Genomic DNA, 16,918 nt, shown 5'->3' with positions numbered 1-16,918 from the left:
TTCTTGTTGAAGCCGAACCTAGCGGCAATGGCATCTGTTGGGAAGCCGCTGGACGCCGGGCGCTGCGATTGGCATGGTCAGGGCCAGCGTCCTGCGGGGCGATCGAGCAACAGACCGGGGGACGAACGAATGCACGGGGACGGCGCGGGGCTTTGGGGATTGATCATCGCGGTGCTGGTCGGCGCTGCTGGCGGCTGGCTGGCCGGGCTGATCGTGGCCGGGGGCGGATTCGGGTTTCTGGGCAACGCGGTGCTGGGGATCATCGGCGCGGTGGTGGCCAGTTACGTGCTGCCTGCGCTGGGTCTGAGCATTGGCGGCGGGCTGATCGGGTCGATCGTGTCCGCCATGATCGGCGCGATCATCGTGCTTGTTGTGATCCGGCTGATCAAGCGGGCCTGATCGGCGCCCAGACATTTGGTCACCGATTGCCTGCCGAAACCGCTGGACCCATCCAAAGGAGAACCATTTGACAAGCGCCGACGGCAGCATCGCGGGAGTGATCGAGGAAATCTCTCCAAACGACCAAATGTTCACAAATCGGGGGGATTATTACCTTGCCGGGCAAAGGGCGTCGGACATTTGCAAACTGGCGTTGTCAGGGAACGCACCAGGCAGGGTGCTCGATTTTCCGTCAGGACACGGGCGGGTCCTGCGCTGGCTGAAACGTGACTATCCGGACGCGGAGTTGCATGCGGCCGAGATCGACCCCGATGCGCTGGAGTTCGTTGAGCGTGTGCTGGGTGCGCACCCTATCCAGTCCACACCGAACTTCGACACGCCGCTGCCGGGGGATCTCGATCTGATTTTCTCGGGATCGCTGTTGACTCACTTGGATGTCTGGCAGTGGGATGCGTTCCTCGGGCGCTGCCTCGAGGCTCTGCGGCCCGGCGGAGTCCTAGTCGCGACCTTTCACGGGAGGATCGCCGGGCTAATGGCTCGCGACGGGCATGAGGTCTTTGGCACGCTTGTGGATACCAAGGCGCTTTACGCCGACTACGCAAGATCGGGGTTTGCTTACCGCAACTACGACGACAGCTGCCCGACCTACGGGTTAACCCTGTCATCCCCGGCGTGGGTTCTCGGTCGGTTGGAAAGGTATCCGCTGGCGCGGGTGGAACTATTGCGGGAAGGGGGCTGGGGCGGCTACCAGGACGTTCTGGCGATTTCGAAGAACGACTGGCCGATGGTCTAAGGCGCGCGCCCCCGTAAGCTCGGCTCGCGGGCGCACGCCCCCGAAAGAAAGCCTCCCGACTAGATTGCCTGCAACGCCTTGACCCCGATCTCTTTCTCGACCCGAGCCTTCATGGCCAGAGCAGCGGCGTGGGACGCGGCGAGCGTGGTGAAATAGGGGATGCGGTCCATCAGCGCGACGTTGCGCATTGAGCGGCTGTCCTCGACCGCCTGCGCTCCTTCGGTGGTGTTCATCACCAGCGCGACGCCCTTGTCCTTCATCACGTCAACGATGTTCGGGCGCCCCTCGTAGACCTTGTTCACGCGGGTGCTGTCCACCCCGTGCTCGGCCAGGTACGCCCGCGTTCCTTCGGTGGCGAGGATGTCGAAGCCGACCTCTCGCAGGGTGCGGGCGGTTTCCACCAGTTGCGCCGTCTTGTCCTCGGGCTTGATCGACAGGAACACGGTGCCCGAAGTCGGCAGGTCAGTCCCGGCCCCCATTTGCGCCTTCAGGAAGGCGAGGTGGAAATCGGCATCCGATCCCATCACCTCGCCGGTGGAGCGCATTTCCGGCCCGAGCAACGTGTCCACGCCCTGGAAACGGGCGAAGGGCAAAACCGCTTCCTTAACCGCGAACCGGTCGGTCGGCATTGCGGGAATATCGAAGCCAGGCAGCTTTTCGCCTGCCATGAGGCGCGCGGCGATGGCGGCGATGGGCGCGCCCACTGCCTTTGCGACGAACGGCACGGTGCGCGAGGCGCGGGGGTTTACCTCGATCAGGTAGATCGCGCCGTCCTTGACCGCGAACTGCACGTTCATCAAGCCGACGACGCCCAGCTTCAGGGCCAGCGCGCGGGTCTGTTCCTCAATCCCCTCGACGATGGCGGGGGGAAGCGAATAGGGTGGCAGCGAACAGGCGCTGTCTCCGGAATGAACACCGGCCTCTTCGATATGCTGCATGATCCCGGCAACATGCACGTCGACGCCGTCGCACAGCGCGTCCACGTCCACTTCGACCGCGCCGGACAGGTAGCTGTCCAGCAGCACGGGCGAGCTGCCCGAGACCACGACCGCCTCGGCGATGTAGCGTTCGAGATGCGCGGTGTCGCGCACGATTTCCATCGCGCGGCCGCCCAGAACATAGGACGGGCGGATCACAAGCGGGTAGCCGATTGCCTCGGCCGCGGCCATCGCCTGCGCGTCCGTGGACGCGATGGCATTGTTGGGCTGCTTCAAGCCAAGGTCATTGACGAGCGTCTGGAACCTCTCGCGGTCCTCGGCAAGGTCGATGGCGTCGGGTGTCGTTCCGAGGATCGGGATGCCCGCCGCTTCCAGACCGCGTGCCAGCTTCAGCGGGGTCTGGCCGCCGAACTGCACGATCACGCCGTGGAGCGTTCCGCGCGATTGTTCCACGCGCAGGATTTCCATGACGTGTTCGAAGGTCAGCGGTTCGAAGTAAAGCCGGTCGGACGTGTCGTAGTCGGTGCTGACCGTCTCGGGGTTGCAGTTGACCATGATGGTTTCATAGCCCGCGTCGGTCAGCGCATAGCAGGCGTGGCAGCAGCAATAGTCGAACTCGATCCCCTGGCCGATCCGGTTGGGTCCGCCGCCGAGGATCACGACCTTCTTGCGGTCGGTCGGTCGGGCCTCGCATTCCACCTCCCCCATGACAGGGCTTTCATAGGTGGAATACATGTAGGGCGTTTGGGCTTCGAATTCGGCCGCGCAGGTATCGATGCGCTTGAACACGGCGGTGACGCCAAGGTTGTGCCGGGCGCGGCGAACCTGGTCCTCGTCGCGGCCCGTGAGCGTGCCGAGCCGGGCATCGGTGAAGCCCAGCATTTTCAGGCGACGCAGCCCTGCCGCATCTAGCGGCAGCCCGGCCTTGCGGATTTCGGCCTCGGTATCGACGATCTCGCGGATCCGGTCGAGGAACCACGGGTCGAAGGCGGTTGCGGCCTGAATGTCGTCATTGCTAAGACCGTGCCGCATCGCCTGTGCGATCAGGCGCATCCGGTCGGGCGTCTGCGCGCTGATCGCCTTGATCACGGCGGCGTGGCGGGTCGCCTCGTCCTCGGCGCCGGGGATCGCGATCTCGTCGAAGCCGGTCAGCCCGGTCTCCATCGATGCGAGCGCCTTCTGCACGCTTTCATGGAAGCTCCGGCCCACCGCCATTGCCTCCCCCACCGATTTCATCGCTGTGGACAGTTCCGCCTTGGCGCCGGGGAACTTCTCGAACGCGAAGCGGGGGATCTTGGTGACGACATAGTCGATCGTCGGCTCGAAGCTGGCGGGCGTGACGCCGGTGATGTCGTTGTCCAACTCGTCGAGCGTGTAGCCCACCGCCAGTTTCGCGGCGATCTTCGCAATGGGAAAGCCGGTCGCCTTCGAGGCCAGCGCCGACGAGCGCGAAACCCGCGGGTTCATCTCGATCACGACCATGCGGCCGTTTTCAGGGTTTATCGCCCATTGCACGTTGGACCCGCCGGTTTCGACGCCGATCTCTCGCAGCACGGCGATGGAGCCGTTGCGCATGATCTGGTATTCCTTGTCGGTCAGCGTCAGCGCCGGGGCGACGGTGATGCTGTCGCCGGTATGTACGCCCATGGGGTCCACGTTCTCGATCGAACAGACGATGATGCAGTTGTCCGCCTTGTCGCGGACGACCTCCATCTCGAATTCCTTCCAGCCAAGCAGCGACTCGTCGATCAGGATCTGCCCGACCGGGGAGGCATCCAGCCCTGTGCGGCAATAATATTCGTAATCCTCGCGGTTGTAGGCCACGCCGCCGCCGGTGCCGCCCAGCGTGAAGGCCGGCCGGATGATCGCGGGCAGACCAATGCTCTCGAGGGCGGCCATGCAGTCGTCCATGTTGTTGGCGATGGTCGCGGCGGGGTTTTCCAACCCGATCCGGTCCATCGCCTCGCGGAACAGCTTGCGGTCCTCGGCCATTTCGATGGCCGTGCGGTTCGCCCCGATCAGCTCCACGTCGAACCGGTCGAGCACGCCCATGTCGGCCAGTTTCAGCGCGGTGTTCAGCCCGGTCTGACCGCCCATCGTGGGCAGAAGCGCGTCGGGCCGTTCCTTTTCGATGATCTTGGCGACCACTTCGGGCGTGATCGGTTCGATATAGGTCGCATCGGCCAGCCCCGGATCGGTCATGATCGTCGCCGGGTTAGAATTGACGAGGATGACGCGATAGCCTTCCTCGCGCAGCGCCTTGCAGGCTTGGGCGCCGGAGTAGTCGAATTCGCAGGCCTGCCCGATGATGATGGGCCCCGCGCCGATGATCATGATGGAGGAGATGTCGGTGCGTTTGGGCATGGCGTCACTTTCTGACCTGAGTGCGGGCAAATCGTCGTGGCTTATAGACAAGAGGCCGCGCGACGCAAGGGATGAAGGCGTGTGAGCGTCCGGCGCGGGCCTGGCGCGAAGCCGGAGCGCGGGCGGGGGTTGCGGCAGCGACTGTCACAAGAATCTGTCACATCCTTGATATGTGTCAATTCAGACTGACACATTGGGGCGTAGCCTTCGGTGAAACCGAGGGAGCCCACCATGCGAATCGTCTTTGTCCATCCGAACTACCGCTCTGGCGGGGCCGAGATCGCCGGGACGTGGCCGCCCGCTTGGGTCGCCTATCTTGCCGGCAGCCTGCGCCGTGCGGGTTTCGACGACATTCATTTCATCGATGCGATGACGGACAACCTGCCCGACGCGGAGGTCGCTAATCGGCTGGCTGCGCTGAACCCAGACGTGGTAGGCACGACCGCGATCACGCCGTCGATCTACAAGGCCGAGGCAGTCCTCGAAATGGCGCGCGATCGCTGCCCGAACGCACTGCGGATGCTGGGCGGGGTGCATGCGACCTTCATGTACAAGCAGGTCCTGTCCGAAGCGCCGTGGATCGACGTGATCGTTCGCGGCGAGGGCGAGGAGATCCTGACCGAGTTGATGCTGGCCGTCCGCGACGGGCGCTGGCCCGCCGACCGCCGCAGCATCAAGGGGCTGGCGTTTCTGGACGGCGACGAGATCGTTGCGACGCAGGCGGCCTCCACGGTCAAGGATCTCGACGGGATCGACCCGGACTGGGAGATCCTCGAGTGGGACAAGTACCAGTACATCCCGCTGGGCACGCGCGTCGCCATCCCGAACATGGCCCGCGGCTGCCCGTTCACCTGTTCGTTCTGCTCGCAATGGAAGTTCTGGCGTGACTACCGCGTGCGCGACCCCAAGAAGGTCGTCGACGAGATCGAAAAGCTGGTGAACGACCACAAGGTTGGTTTCTTCATCCTTGCCGACGAGGAACCCACCATCAACCGCAAGAAGTTCATCGAGTTCTGCGAGGAACTGATCGCGCGCGGTCTGCCAGACAAGGTCAAGTGGGGCATCAACACCCGCGTCACCGACATCTACCGCGACCGCGAGTTGCTCAAGTTCTACCGTAAGGCGGGGCTGGTGCATGTCAGCCTTGGCACCGAAGCCGCAGCGCAGATGAAGCTTGACCAGTTCAACAAGGAAACCCGGGTCGAGGAGAACAAGACCGCGATCCGTCTGCTGCGCGAGGCCGACATCCTGGTCGAGGCTCAGTTCATCGTGGGCCTCGACAACGAGACGAAAGAAACGCTGGACGAAACCTATCGCATGGCTTGGGACTGGCAGCCGGATCTTGCGAACTGGGCAATGTACACGCCCTGGCCCTTCACGCCGCTGTTCCAGGAGCTGAAGGACAAGGTCGAGGTGTTCGACTTCTCGCGCTACAATTTCGTGACGCCCATCATGAAGCCAAAGGCGATGGAGCGGGGCGAGTTGCTGGATGGCGTGATGAACAACTACCGGCGCTTCTACATGCGCAAGGCGCTGTTCCACTATCCCTGGCGTGGCACCGGGTTCCGGCGGCGGTATCTTCTGGGGTGCCTGAAGGCGTTCATGAAGGCCGGTTTCGCGCGGACATTCTACGACCTCGGGAAAGTCGGCTACACCGGGCCGCAATCGAAGAACCGGCTGGACTTCCATTTCGACGAGACGCGCACCATCGCCGAGGCGCAGATGGAGGATTGGGAGGCCAGCGCCGACAAGGCCGCCCGTGCCGCCGAACGCCGCGAAGCGCTGCGCGCGCAGGGCAAGGCCCGTGCCGCCGAACGGACCGCGAATTTTCGGATGCCGAACGGCGCCGAGATCAAGGCCTGCGGCGGAGGGGATCAGCAGATGACCGAGGCGGAACAGGAAGCGGTCTGATGGACGGGACCGCCCGCGACCTGCTGGACCACGACAGTGGGGCTGGCAGCGGCGGCGGCGCGAAGATCGGCCCGAACGCGCTGCTGCAACTGGTGCCCGTGCTGGACCGCGTCGGCGGAACAGAGTTGCGCGGCCATCTCTTCGCCAGCGGCGGTGTGTTCGAGTTGCCCGATGGCAGCGCGATGATAGACGAGATGCCGGTCGCGCGGGTGCATCAGGCGATGCGGCGTGAACTGGCCGACCTTGCGCCGGCGCTGGCTTGGGCCGCGGGAAAGCGCACCGGCGACTACATCCTCGTGAACCGCATCCCGCGCGCGGCGCAATACCTGCTGCACCTTCTCCCCGCGCGGCTGGCGGTGCCTATGCTGACACGGGCGATCGCGCGCCACGCCTGGACCTTCGCGGGCTCTGGACGATTCTCGGTAAAGGGCGGCGCGATGCCGGTGTTCGAGATCGCGGACAACCCCATGGTCCGTGGCGAGTTCGGCGCGCATCCGGTTTGCCACTGGCACGCGGCCGTGTTCGAGCGGTTGTTCACGCGCCTGATCGACCCCGCCTTCCGTTGCGAAGAAACCGCCTGCTGCGCCGCCGGCGCCCCCGCCTGCCGGTTCGAGATGCGCCTGATCGCCCCCGCGCCTTGACTTCCCTGCCCATGCGCGGTGTATCGGCGCGAACCTTTCGCAGCCGGGACAAACGCCATGCACGCCTATCGCAGCCAGACCTGCGCCGAGTTGAACAAGGCCCATGTGGGCCAGCAGGTCCGCCTGTCGGGCTGGGTGCACCGGGTGCGCGACCATGGCGGGGTCCTGTTCATCGACCTGCGCGACCACTACGGTATCACGCAGGTTCTTGCCGACAGCGACAGCCCGGTGTTTGCCGAGGTGGAAAAGGTCCGCTCCGAATGGTGCATCCGGATCGACGGCACGGTTAAGGCGCGCGACGAAAGCCTGGTGAACCCGAAGCTGCCCACCGGCGAGATCGAGGTCTATATCCGCGACATGGAGGTGCTTGGCGCGGCCGAAGAACTGCCGCTGCCGGTGTTCGGGGACCAAGAATATCCGGAAGAAACCCGCCTGAAGTATCGCTATCTCGATCTGCGCCGCGACAGCCTGCACGCCAATATCATGCTGCGCAGCAACGTGGTGCGGTCGATCCGCAACCGGATGTGGGACAGCGGCTTCACCGAGTTCCAGACCCCGATCATCACCGCCTCCAGCCCCGAGGGCGCGCGCGACTTTCTCGTGCCGTCGCGGCTGCATCCCGGCAAGTTCTACGCGCTGCCGCAAGCGCCGCAGCAGTTCAAACAGTTGATCATGGTGTCGGGGTTCGACCGGTATTTCCAGATCGCGCCCTGTTTCCGCGACGAGGACCCGCGCGCCGACCGCTCGCCCACCGACTTCTACCAGCTGGATCTGGAAATGAGCTTCGTGACCCAGCAGGACGTGTTCGATGCGATCCAGCCGGTGATCGCGGGCGTGTTCGAGGAGTTCGGCAAGGGCCGAAAGGTCGATGCCGAGTGGCCGCAGATCTCGTATCGCGATGCGGCCCTGTGGTATGGCACCGACAAGCCCGACTTGCGCAATCCGATCAGGATGCAGATCGTGTCGGACCACTTCCGCGGCTCGGGCTTCGCGATCTTCGCCAAGCTGCTGGAACAGGACGGGACCGAGATCCGCGCGATTCCGGCGCCGGGTGGCGGCAGCCGCAAGTTCTGCGACCGGATGAACAAGTTCGCACAGGAACAGGGCCTGCCGGGCATGGGCTACATTTTCTGGCGGGACGGGGCGGACGGCATGGAAGCCGCTGGCCCGCTGGCCAAGAACATCGGACCTGAACGGACCGAAGCGATCAGGTCGCAGCTTGGCCTTGGTGTCGGTGACGCGGCCTTCTTCCTTGGCGGCAAGCCCAAGGCATTCGAGGCCGTCGCGGGCCGCGCGCGCACCGTGATCGGCGACGAGTTGGGCCTGACCGACAAGGACCGGTTCGCCTTTACGTGGATCGTCGATTTCCCGATCTACGAGAAGGACGAGGAAACCGGCCGGATCGATTTCGAACACAACCCGTTTTCCATGCCGCAGGGCGGGATGGAGGCGCTGGAAGGCGATCCGCTGGAGGTGCTGGGCTTCCAGTACGATCTGGCGTGCAACGGGTACGAACTGGTGTCCGGCGCGATCCGGAACCATCGCCCCGAGATCATGTTCAAGGCGTTCGAGATCGCGGGCTACGGTCGCGAAGAGGTGGAAAAACGCTTCGGCGGCATGGTCAACGCGTTCAAGTACGGCGCGCCGCCGCACGGGGGCTGTGCCGCCGGGATCGACCGGATGGTGATGCTGCTCGCGGATGAGGCGAACATCCGCGAGGTCATCATGTTCCCGATGAACCAGCGTGCCGAAGACCTGATGATGGGCGCCCCTTCTGAGCCCACGAACGAGCAGTTGCGCGAATTGAGCCTGCGGGTGATCGAGGCCGGGAAGTGACGCAGCTGGCGGGTGGCTGGACAGGCTGCCCGCCCCTTCCAGCGACCCCGCTGGACGGACGGTCGGTGCGCTGCGTGCCGCTCGATTCCGCCCATGCGGGCGGGCTGTCCAAGGCCTTTTCCGGCGCCGTGCGCAACTGGGACTGGTTGCCCTACGGCCCGCTGGACCTGTCCGGATGGCAGGGCTGGATCGACTGGGCAAAGGCGCAGCCGGACACGATTTTCTTCACTGTCTGTCCGCTGGGAACCGGCGCGCCGTCGGGCATCGCGTCGTTTCTCAGGATCACCCCGGCCCACGGCGTCGCCGAGATCGGGCATCTGAATCTTGCCCCTTGTCTGCAGGGCAGCCGCGCGGCGACAGAGGCGCTGACGCTGATGATGGGGCGGGTGTTCGAGGCGGGCTACCGGCGCTGCGAATGGAAATGCAACGCGGCCAATCTTGCCTCGCGCCGGGCGGCCCAGCGGCTGGGCTTCGGCTTCGAAGGAGTGTTCCGCCAGCACCAGGTGGTGAAGGGCGCGAATCGCGACACCGCGTGGTTTTCTGTGTTGGACGGCGAATGGCCCGCGCTGTCGGATGCCTTCGCGCGCTGGCTGGACGACAGGAATTTCGGGCCGGACGGGGCGCAGCAGACGGCCCTTTCGGCCATGACGCGGCCGCTTCTGGCGGGGCGTGACCCGGCGCTGGCAGGGTAAATTCCTCAAATTTTATCTGTTAAGCCTGAATTAGTCCGGGCGCCTTAGTCCTGACACCAATCAAGGATACTGGTGCAGAAAGGCGCAGGCATGTCGATTTCCTCTTCGTTGAATGCGGGGGTCATGGGGCTCAAGGCGAATGCCAGCAAGCTCAGCGTGATTTCAGACAACATCGCGAACTCCGCGACCTACGGCTACAAGCGGTCGGAAGCGGATTTTCATTCGATGGTGATCGGCGGCCAGGGCGGCTCCTATTCCGCCGGCGGGGTTCGCACCACGACGCAGAAGCTGATCAGCGACCGCGGATCGCTGGTCGGGACAAGCAACTCCACCGATATCGCCGTGCGGGGGCGCGGGATGATCCCGGTAACCTCCGAGAGCGCGGTGCGCGTGGGCAACGGCGATGTGCCGATGATGCTGCAGACCACCGGCTCCTTCCGCACGGACCAGGACGGGTATCTGAAAAGCGCGACCGGGCTGATCCTGATGGGCTGGCCCGCGGCCGATGACGGCACCATCCCTAACTATCCCCGCGATACCCCTGCCGGGCTGGAACCCATCCAGTTGAACGTCAACGAATTCGTTGGTGAGCCGACCACCAGGATGGAAGTGATCGCCAACCTGCCGGCAACAAGTACGAAGCCGGGCGCGCCGGGCGACGTGGAAAACCTTTCGATCGAGTATTTCAACAATGTCGGCACCTCCGAGAATGTGGGTGTCAGCTTCACGCCGACCGTTCCGGCCAATCCGGGCGACCCTGCATCGAACGAATGGACGATGCAGGTCACCGACAGCGCGCAGGGCGGGGCGGTGATCGGGGAATACCGGATCATCTTCAACGATTCGCGCGCCGCGGGCGGCACGATTGCATCGGTGACGGCCCTGTCAGGTGGACCCTACGACCCCGCGACCGGCAGCTTTTCGGTCAACGTCGCCAGCGGCCCGATGGACATTGCCATTGGCGTGCCCGGCAGCAGCCAGGGGCTGACGCAATTGTCCGATTCCTTCTCGCCGGTGGTGATCAACAAGGACGGGTCTCCTGTGGGCAACATGGTTTCGGTGGATATCGATCCGAACGGCATGGTGATCGCCATGTACGACAATGGCGCCGTGCGCACCGTCTATCAGGTGCCGCTGGTGGATATGCCCAATCCCGACGGGCTGATCGCCCTCGACAGCCAGACCTACCAGATCTCGAACGAAAGCGGTGCCTATTTCATGTGGGACGCAGGGGACGGTCCGACCGGTGATTTGATCAACTACGCCCGCGAGGAATCGACCACCGATGTCGCGACCGAACTGACCGACCTGATCCAGACCCAGCGCGCATATTCGTCGAACGCCAAGGTGATCCAGACCGTCGACGAGATGCTGCAGGAAACCACCAACATCAAGCGGTGAACCGTCGAAAGGGGCTGAGCCATGTCTATAACCGGCGCAATGAATACGGCTCTGTCCGGGCTTGCCGCGGCCAGCCGCGGCGCCGCGACCGTGTCGAGCAATCTCGCCAACGCGACAACCGACGGATACGCCCGGCGCGAACTGGAACTGACCGCGCGTGCCGACACGGGCGGCGTGCTGGTCACCGGCGAAGTGCGGATCGTCGACCGGACGTTGCTGACCGACCGGCGCGGCGCTGACGCTGAGGTCGCGCTCGGTCGGGCCCAGGTCGAGTTCCTCGCTTCGGTGCAGGCTGTCATCGGGGAGCCGGGAAGTCCGTCGTCGCTGTCTGGCCTCGTGGCCGACCTTGAAACCGCGCTTGTCGCAGCGGCAGCCGAGCCGGCGTCGGGTGCGATCCTGGAACAGGCGGTCGGCCGTCTCGACCATCTCGTTGCGCGCATCGGCGAGACAGCGGGCGCGATCCAGCTGGAACGCGGGCGCGCCGACGCCGCCATCGGCGAGGCCGTCGCGCAACTGAACGCGGATCTCGCGCAACTCGAAACGTTCAACGACGATATTCGCCGTGCCACCGTGCGCGGCGGCGACGTCGGCGGGCTGGCGGACCAGCGCCAGCTTCTGATCGACCGAATCTCGGAAATGGTGCCGGTTCGCGAGGTGGATCGCGGACGCGGCGTGGTTGCCCTTCTGACGGAAGGCGGGGTGCTGATGGACGGGCCCGCGCCGGTGATCGGCTTCCAGACCACTGGCACAGTGACCGAGTTTCACAGCCTCGCTGGCGGCACGCTGTCCGGGCTTACCGTCAATGGTGCGCAGATCGACCTTGGCCGTGATCGTCATCTGCTGTCCGGCGGGCGGCTCGAGGGGCTTTTCAACGTGCGCGATGCGCAAGCGCCCATGGCGCAGGAGCGGCTTGACGGATTCGCGCGTGACCTGCTGGAAAGGTTCGAGGCGTCAGGTGTCGATCCGACGCTTGCGCCAGGCGCACCCGGGCTCCTCACCGATGCCGGAGCGGCCTTCCAGCCCGTGGACGAGGTCGGGCTGTCGCGGCGGCTTGCGCTCAATGTCGCTGCCGATCCGGAACAGGGGGGCGCCGCATGGCGTCTGCGGGACGGGCTTGGGGCGACCGTGCCCGGCGAGGCGGGGCAAGCCGCGGGACTGCACCGGCTGACCGATGCCCTGTCGTCGTTTCGCGACCCCGCATCCGGCGGGTTCGCGCCCGGCTTGCGGACTGCCGCTGGATTGGCCGCTGACGTGCTGAGCGCGATCGGCATTGCGCGGGATGCGCTCGACCAGGAAACTGCCCATGCCTCGGCCCGCGCCTCCGCCCTGTCGGACGGGCTCATGCGCGATGGCGTGGACAGCGACGCCGAAATGCAGCGGCTGCTGCTGATCGAGCAGGCCTACGCTGCCAACGCCAAGGTCATTTCCGCATCACAGGCGATGCTCGACATGCTGATGGAGATCTGAACGTGAAACTGGCCAATATCGGGGACATGGCACAGGCGACGACGCTGCGCCGCGACACGGTCGCCGTCAAGAACGACCTGAACCGCCTGACGCAGGAGCTGAACTCCGGGCAGAAAGCGGACTTGCAGTCCGCCTTTTCCGGGCGCTTTGCACCGCTGGCAGGGCTGGACCGCAGCCTGCAGCTCAATGCGGGTTACCTGACAAGCAACGCTGCCGCCACGCGCATCGCGGACGGTCAGCAGACGGCGCTCGCCAGCCTGCAGGACACGCTCATGGCGGCGGGTCCGGAATTTCTGAAGGTCGCCTCCGGCGGCGAGGCAACGCAACTCGCGGTCACCACAGCCAATGCCGGGCGCCAGTTCGAGCAGATTGTCGGTGCCCTGAACTCCCGGATCGGGCAGCAGAGCCTGTTCGCCGGCGAGGCCACCGACGGTCCGGCGCTTGCTCCGGCCAGGGTTATCCTCGCGGCGCTGGACGCGGCGCTGGTCGGCGCTGTCGGTCCCGGTGCCATCGACGCCGCCGCGCGGGCCTGGTTTGACACGCCGGGCGGCGGCTTCGAAACAGTCGCCTATGTCGGCTCCGCCCGCGCGCGGGCCGGGCTGGATATCGCAGAGGGAGAGCGCGAGACTCTCGCGATCTCGGCACTTGAACCAGGACTGCGCGATGCGCTGCGCGGGCTCGCGGTCACCGCGTTGATGGATCGCGGTCTTCTGGCGGGCGACACGCCTGGCCAGAAGGAGCTTCTGAGCCGGATGGGCGAGACGCTGGTCGGCGCCACCGACAAGGTCACCGCTTTGCGCGCCGGTCTTGGCTTCTCGCAGGAACGGATCGACACCGCCCGCGCAAGATCCGAGGCCGAGGCGACCGGGCTGCGTCAAGCGCGAGCCGCATTGGTCGAGGCGGATCCCTACGAGACCGCGATGCTTCTGCAGCAGGTGCAGGCGCAGCTGGAGACGATCTATACCGTCACCGCGCGCGTATCTGGCCTGTCGCTCGCCGCGTTCCTGCGATGACCCGTCTTGTCTTCGCTCTGCTCGCGGGTCTTGCCGCGATGGTCGGACCCTGTGCCGCCGTAGCGAACGAGATCCGGCTGAAGGATCTCGTCGAATTCGACGGTGTGCGTGGCAACGATCTTGTCGGTTATGGGCTCGTCGTGGGGCTGAACGGCACTGGCGACGGGCTGCGCAATTCGCCATTCACCGAAGAGATCATGGCTAACATCCTGGAACGACTCGGGGTTAACGTCAGCGGCGAGCAGTTTCGCCCCAAGAACGTCGCCGCGGTGTTCGTGACGGCGAGCCTGCCGGCGTTTTCGCGCGTCGGGGGGCAGATCGATGTAACTGTTTCGGCCATCGGGGATGCCAAAAGCCTTTTAGGCGGCACGCTGATCATGACACCGCTGAACGCCGCCGACGGGCAGATCTATGCTGTCGCGCAGGGCACGGTGATCGCCGGTGGCGCGACCGCGGAAGGCGAGGGGGCAACCGTGACCGAAGGCGTGCCCACCTCGGGAGTGATCCCGTCCGGCGCGCGGGTCGAGCGCGAGGTCGATTTCGACTTCACCAGCCTCACGTCGTTGCGGCTTGGCCTGCGCAATCCGGATTTCACCACCGCGCTGCTGATCGAACAGGTCATCAACGCACGCTTCGGGCGTGGCGTTGCAGAAGCTCTGGATTCGGGAACGGTCCGCTTTGATCTGTCGGCAACACGGGTGGGCAGCCCCGCGCGGGCCATCGCCGAGGTGGAAAACCTCAGGGTCGAACCGCAGCGCAAGGCACGTGTCGTCGTCGACCAGCGCTCGGGAACAATCGTAATGGGCGACGAGGTGAGGATCAGCCGGGTCGCCGTTTCGCAGGGCAACCTGACCCTTCGCGTGCAGGAGGACCCGCTCGTCGTGCAGCCCAACCCGTTTGCCAATGGTCAGACCGTGGTCGTTCCGCGCACCAATGTGGGCATCAACGAGGAGGACGGGACCGGCCTTGCCGAGGTTCCAGCGGGCACGACGCTGGCCGAGGTGATCGAGGGGCTGAACGCACTCGGCGTGTCACCGCGCAACATGATCGATATCCTCAAAAGCATAAAGGCGGCCGGAGCGCTGCACGCGGAGTTCATCGTTCGCTAGCGGCGGCGGTGCTGGAACACGACAGCGCGCACGAAGCAAGCAGGCCTCCAAGCTCGTCGCCCGCCGTCCCTGCGAGGATGGGGCGCCGAGGCAACTCGGGCGGCCGACCCTGTCGGTCGGCGCCGGCAAAAGCGTCCCTACCCCTCAGCCAGTACCGATCCGGCCAGATAGAGCGAGCCGCAGATCAGTACGCGCGCATGGGGCGTCTCTCGTGCGACCGACTCCAGCGCGGCGGCGACGCTGTCGGCTTCGATGGCGTCCAGCCCGGGTGCACGTGCCGCGGCCGCGGTGTCGCCCGCCGCAAGAGTTGCAGGAGCATCCGGGATCGGAACAGCGATCAGCCTTTCTGCCACCCCGGCCAACGGTCGCAGGTAACCGCCGATGTCCTTGGTGTTCAGCATCCCGCACACAAGCACAGTCGGTCGGGGCGGCAGGCCCGCCAGAACTGCCGCGATGGCGCGCCCCGCGTCGGGATTGTGTCCACCGTCCAGCCAAAGTTCCAGTCCCGGGTGCCTCCGCGCGAACGCGTGGGTGCTGAGCCGTTGCATCCTTGCTGGCCAATCCGCGCGCGATACTGCCCCGTCCAGCGCGGTATCGGGTTGTCCCAGGTGGCGCAGGATCGCGATCGCCATCCCAGCATTGCCCAGCTGATGCGCACCCGGCAGCACTGGAAGCGGCAGATCCCGCAACCCGGTTTCATCCTGGTAGACCAGGCGGTCGCGTTCGCGCGTCACGTGCCAGTGCTGGCCGTGCACGAGAAGCGGCGCGCCGACGCGCGCGGCCTGCGCTTCGATAACCTCGAGCGCTTCGTCCTGCTGCGGCCCGATCACCGCCGTCACTCCGCGCTTGAGGATCCCGGCCTTCTCGAAGGCGATGGCGGCCAGCGTGTCGCCAAGGAACTGTTCGTGGTCCATCGATACGGGGGTGATGACGCAGGCCGCCGGCCTGTCCACCACATTGGTCGCATCGAGCCGCCCGCCCAGGCCGACCTCCAGCAGCGTCCAGTCCGCGGGGCGGCGCGAGAAGGCCAACAAGGCGGCGACCGTGGTGATCTCGAAATAGGTGATCGGGTCCGGCCCGTTCGCGGCGAGGCATTCGTCCAGCAGCGCCGTCAGGTCCGCTTCGCCGATAAGATCGCCGGCAAGGCGGATGCGTTCGTGGAACCGCACGAGATGGGGCGAAGTGTAGACATGGCAGCTCTGGCCCGCCGCCTCCAGCCCGGCGCGCAGCATCGCCACCGTCGATCCCTTGCCGTTTGTGCCTGCCACATGGATCACCGGCGGCAGGGCGCGTTCGGGATGATCCAGTCGGCCCAGCAGCCGCCAGACCCGATCGAGGACAAGGTCGATCACCTTGGGATGCAGCGACATCATCCGGTCAAGAAGGATGTCAGACCCAGCCTGCGTCACGGCTGCCCGCCGTTGCTGGGCTCTGCGGGGGTCGGCGGGTCGGGTTGGGGTGCGGGCCCCGGCGGCGGCAATTCCCCCTTGATCGCGGGGGGCTGGCGCATCAGCAGGCGGATGATCGTGATCAACTCGTCGCGCAAATCCCTACGGGCGGTCACGCGGTCCAGCATCCCGTGCTCCAGCAGGTATTCGGCGCTCTGGAATCCTTCGGGCAGCTTCTCGCGGATCGTCTGTTCGATCACGCGCGGGCCCGCGAAGCAGATCAGTGCGCCCGGCTCGGCGATCTGGATGTCGCCCAGCATCGCGTAGCTTGCCGTCACACCACCGGTCGTCGGATGCGTCAGAACCACGATATAGGGAAGCCCGGCCTCGCGAAGCATCTGAACGGCCACAGTGGACCGCGGCATCTGCATGAGCGACAGGATGCCTTCCTGCATACGGGCGCCGCCGGCCGCCGCGAAGACGATGAACGGGGTGCGCCGCTTCAGCGCGCGTTCCGCTCCGGCGACAAGAGCGTTGCCCACATGCATGCCCATCGACCCGCCCATGAAGGCGAAGTCCTGGCAGGCGGACACGACGGGGGATCGGCCGATCTCGCCTTCTACCACAAGCATCGCCTCGGTCTCGCCGGTCTTCTTCTGCGCCGCGCGCATCCGTTCGGGATAGCGTTTCTGGTCACGGAACTGCAGCGGGTCCGCCAGCGGCGCGGGAACCGCGACCTCGCTGTAGATCCCGTTGTCAAACAGCCGGTCGAAGCGATCGCGCGGCGAGATGTTCATGTGATGCCCGCAGTTCATGCAGACATTCAGGCTGTCGGCCAGTTCGCGGTGGAACAGCATGGTTCCGCAGCTGTCGCATTTTGTCCACAGATTTTCCGGCACTTCCCGCCGCGAGAACAACGAGTTGATCGTGGGGCGAACGTAGTTGGAAATCCAGTTCATCGGGCCT

13 protein-coding genes are annotated in these 16,918 nt (G+C 65.4%); 10 read left to right on the top strand and 3 right to left on the bottom strand.

Translation table 11 applies throughout. The features are described from left to right. Window positions 1–129 precede the first annotated feature (129 nt). Window positions 130–399 carry a GlsB/YeaQ/YmgE family stress response membrane protein gene (locus DKT77_RS09470; protein WP_109811458.1) on the top strand — a complete coding sequence of 90 codons (270 nt, stop codon included), beginning with the start codon at window positions 130–132 and terminating at the stop codon, window positions 397–399. Window positions 400–466: 67 nt separating this feature from the next. Then, the gene (locus tag DKT77_RS09465; RefSeq protein ID WP_109811457.1) at window positions 467–1,192 is read left to right on the top strand and encodes a class I SAM-dependent methyltransferase; all 726 of its coding nucleotides are present in this window, start codon (window positions 467–469) and stop codon (window positions 1,190–1,192) included. A 59-nt stretch (window positions 1,193–1,251) separates the two neighbouring features. Here DKT77_RS09465 and carB read toward each other — a convergent pair whose 3' ends face one another. After that, on the bottom strand, window positions 1,252–4,494 hold the full coding sequence (gene carB, locus DKT77_RS09460) for a carbamoyl-phosphate synthase large subunit (RefSeq protein ID WP_109811456.1): 3,243 nt from the start codon (window positions 4,492–4,494) through the stop codon (window positions 1,252–1,254). Between the two features lie 231 nt (window positions 4,495–4,725). Here carB and bchE point away from each other — a divergent pair, with 231 nt between their 5' ends. The 8 genes from bchE to DKT77_RS09420 all read left to right on the top strand — a co-directional run bounded on the left by bchE (window position 4,726) and on the right by DKT77_RS09420 (window position 14,564). Beyond that, entirely contained in the window at window positions 4,726–6,405 is a 1,680-nt protein-coding gene (bchE, locus tag DKT77_RS09455) for a magnesium-protoporphyrin IX monomethyl ester anaerobic oxidative cyclase (RefSeq protein WP_109811455.1), read from the top strand. A 20-nt stretch (window positions 6,406–6,425) separates the two neighbouring features. Further along, the gene (bchJ, locus tag DKT77_RS09450; protein ID WP_420798312.1) at window positions 6,426–7,046 is read left to right on the top strand and encodes a bacteriochlorophyll 4-vinyl reductase; all 621 of its coding nucleotides are present in this window, start codon (window positions 6,426–6,428) and stop codon (window positions 7,044–7,046) included. Window positions 7,047–7,103: 57 nt separating this feature from the next. Continuing rightward, complete coding sequence (gene aspS, locus DKT77_RS09445; protein ID WP_109811453.1) at window positions 7,104–8,882, top strand: aspartate--tRNA ligase; 1,779 nt, start codon at window positions 7,104–7,106, stop codon at window positions 8,880–8,882. After that, on the top strand, window positions 8,879–9,574 hold the full coding sequence (locus DKT77_RS09440; RefSeq protein ID WP_238547774.1) for a GNAT family N-acetyltransferase: 696 nt from the start codon (window positions 8,879–8,881) through the stop codon (window positions 9,572–9,574). The genes aspS and DKT77_RS09440 overlap by 4 nt, the downstream gene beginning before the upstream one ends. A 90-nt stretch (window positions 9,575–9,664) precedes the next feature. Continuing rightward, window positions 9,665–10,975: a flagellar hook protein FlgE gene (locus DKT77_RS09435; RefSeq protein WP_238547773.1), complete on the top strand. Its 1,311-nt coding sequence runs from the start codon at window positions 9,665–9,667 to the stop codon at window positions 10,973–10,975. 21 nt (window positions 10,976–10,996) lie between these two features. Further along, a complete protein-coding gene (flgK, locus tag DKT77_RS09430; RefSeq protein ID WP_109811450.1) occupies window positions 10,997–12,442 on the top strand; it encodes a flagellar hook-associated protein FlgK in 1,446 nt (481 codons plus the stop codon). A 2-nt stretch (window positions 12,443–12,444) separates the two neighbouring features. Then, complete coding sequence (locus DKT77_RS09425; protein WP_109811449.1) at window positions 12,445–13,455, top strand: flagellin; 1,011 nt, start codon at window positions 12,445–12,447, stop codon at window positions 13,453–13,455. Continuing rightward, window positions 13,452–14,564, top strand: coding sequence for a flagellar basal body P-ring protein FlgI (locus tag DKT77_RS09420; RefSeq protein ID WP_109811448.1), 1,113 nt, complete (start codon window positions 13,452–13,454; stop codon window positions 14,562–14,564). Before DKT77_RS09425 ends, DKT77_RS09420 begins: the two co-directional genes overlap by 4 nt. A gap of 137 nt (window positions 14,565–14,701) precedes the next feature. On the opposite strand, the gene DKT77_RS09415 is transcribed toward DKT77_RS09420, so the two are convergent. Together DKT77_RS09415 and accD are read right to left on the bottom strand one after the other, a co-directional pair. Next, window positions 14,702–15,973 carry a bifunctional folylpolyglutamate synthase/dihydrofolate synthase gene (locus DKT77_RS09415; RefSeq protein WP_109811447.1) on the bottom strand — a complete coding sequence of 424 codons (1,272 nt, stop codon included), beginning with the start codon at window positions 15,971–15,973 and terminating at the stop codon, window positions 14,702–14,704. Then, window positions 15,970–16,911 (bottom strand): acetyl-CoA carboxylase, carboxyltransferase subunit beta, encoded by a 942-nt coding sequence (gene accD / locus DKT77_RS09410; protein WP_109811446.1) that lies wholly within the window; start codon window positions 16,909–16,911, stop codon window positions 15,970–15,972. Before accD ends, DKT77_RS09415 begins: the two co-directional genes overlap by 4 nt. Window positions 16,912–16,918: the final 7 nt, after the last annotated feature.

It is taken from the genome of Meridianimarinicoccus roseus (assembly GCF_003172915.1).
Lineage (GTDB): Bacteria > Pseudomonadota > Alphaproteobacteria > Rhodobacterales > Rhodobacteraceae > Meridianimarinicoccus > Meridianimarinicoccus roseus.
Note: the sequence above shows the minus strand (reverse complement) of the source record. Positions and strands in the feature narration are given on the sequence as shown.

What these genes read in the sequence shown, in the direction of transcription:
- DKT77_RS09435 (WP_238547773.1), top strand. Translation starts at nt 9,665, where the DNA reads ATGTCGATTTCCTCTTCGTTGAATGCGGGGGTCATGGGGCTCAAGGCG.
- bchE (WP_109811455.1), top strand. Translation starts at nt 4,726, where the DNA reads ATGCGAATCGTCTTTGTCCATCCGAACTACCGCTCTGGCGGGGCCGAG.
- aspS (WP_109811453.1), top strand. Translation starts at nt 7,104, where the DNA reads ATGCACGCCTATCGCAGCCAGACCTGCGCCGAGTTGAACAAGGCCCAT.
- DKT77_RS09420 (WP_109811448.1), top strand. Translation starts at nt 13,452, where the DNA reads ATGACCCGTCTTGTCTTCGCTCTGCTCGCGGGTCTTGCCGCGATGGTC.
- DKT77_RS09470 (WP_109811458.1), top strand. Translation starts at nt 130, where the DNA reads ATGCACGGGGACGGCGCGGGGCTTTGGGGATTGATCATCGCGGTGCTG.
- accD (WP_109811446.1), bottom strand. Translation starts at nt 16,911, where the DNA reads ATGAACTGGATTTCCAACTACGTTCGCCCCACGATCAACTCGTTGTTC.
- carB (WP_109811456.1), bottom strand. Translation starts at nt 4,494, where the DNA reads ATGCCCAAACGCACCGACATCTCCTCCATCATGATCATCGGCGCGGGG.
- flgK (WP_109811450.1), top strand. Translation starts at nt 10,997, where the DNA reads ATGTCTATAACCGGCGCAATGAATACGGCTCTGTCCGGGCTTGCCGCG.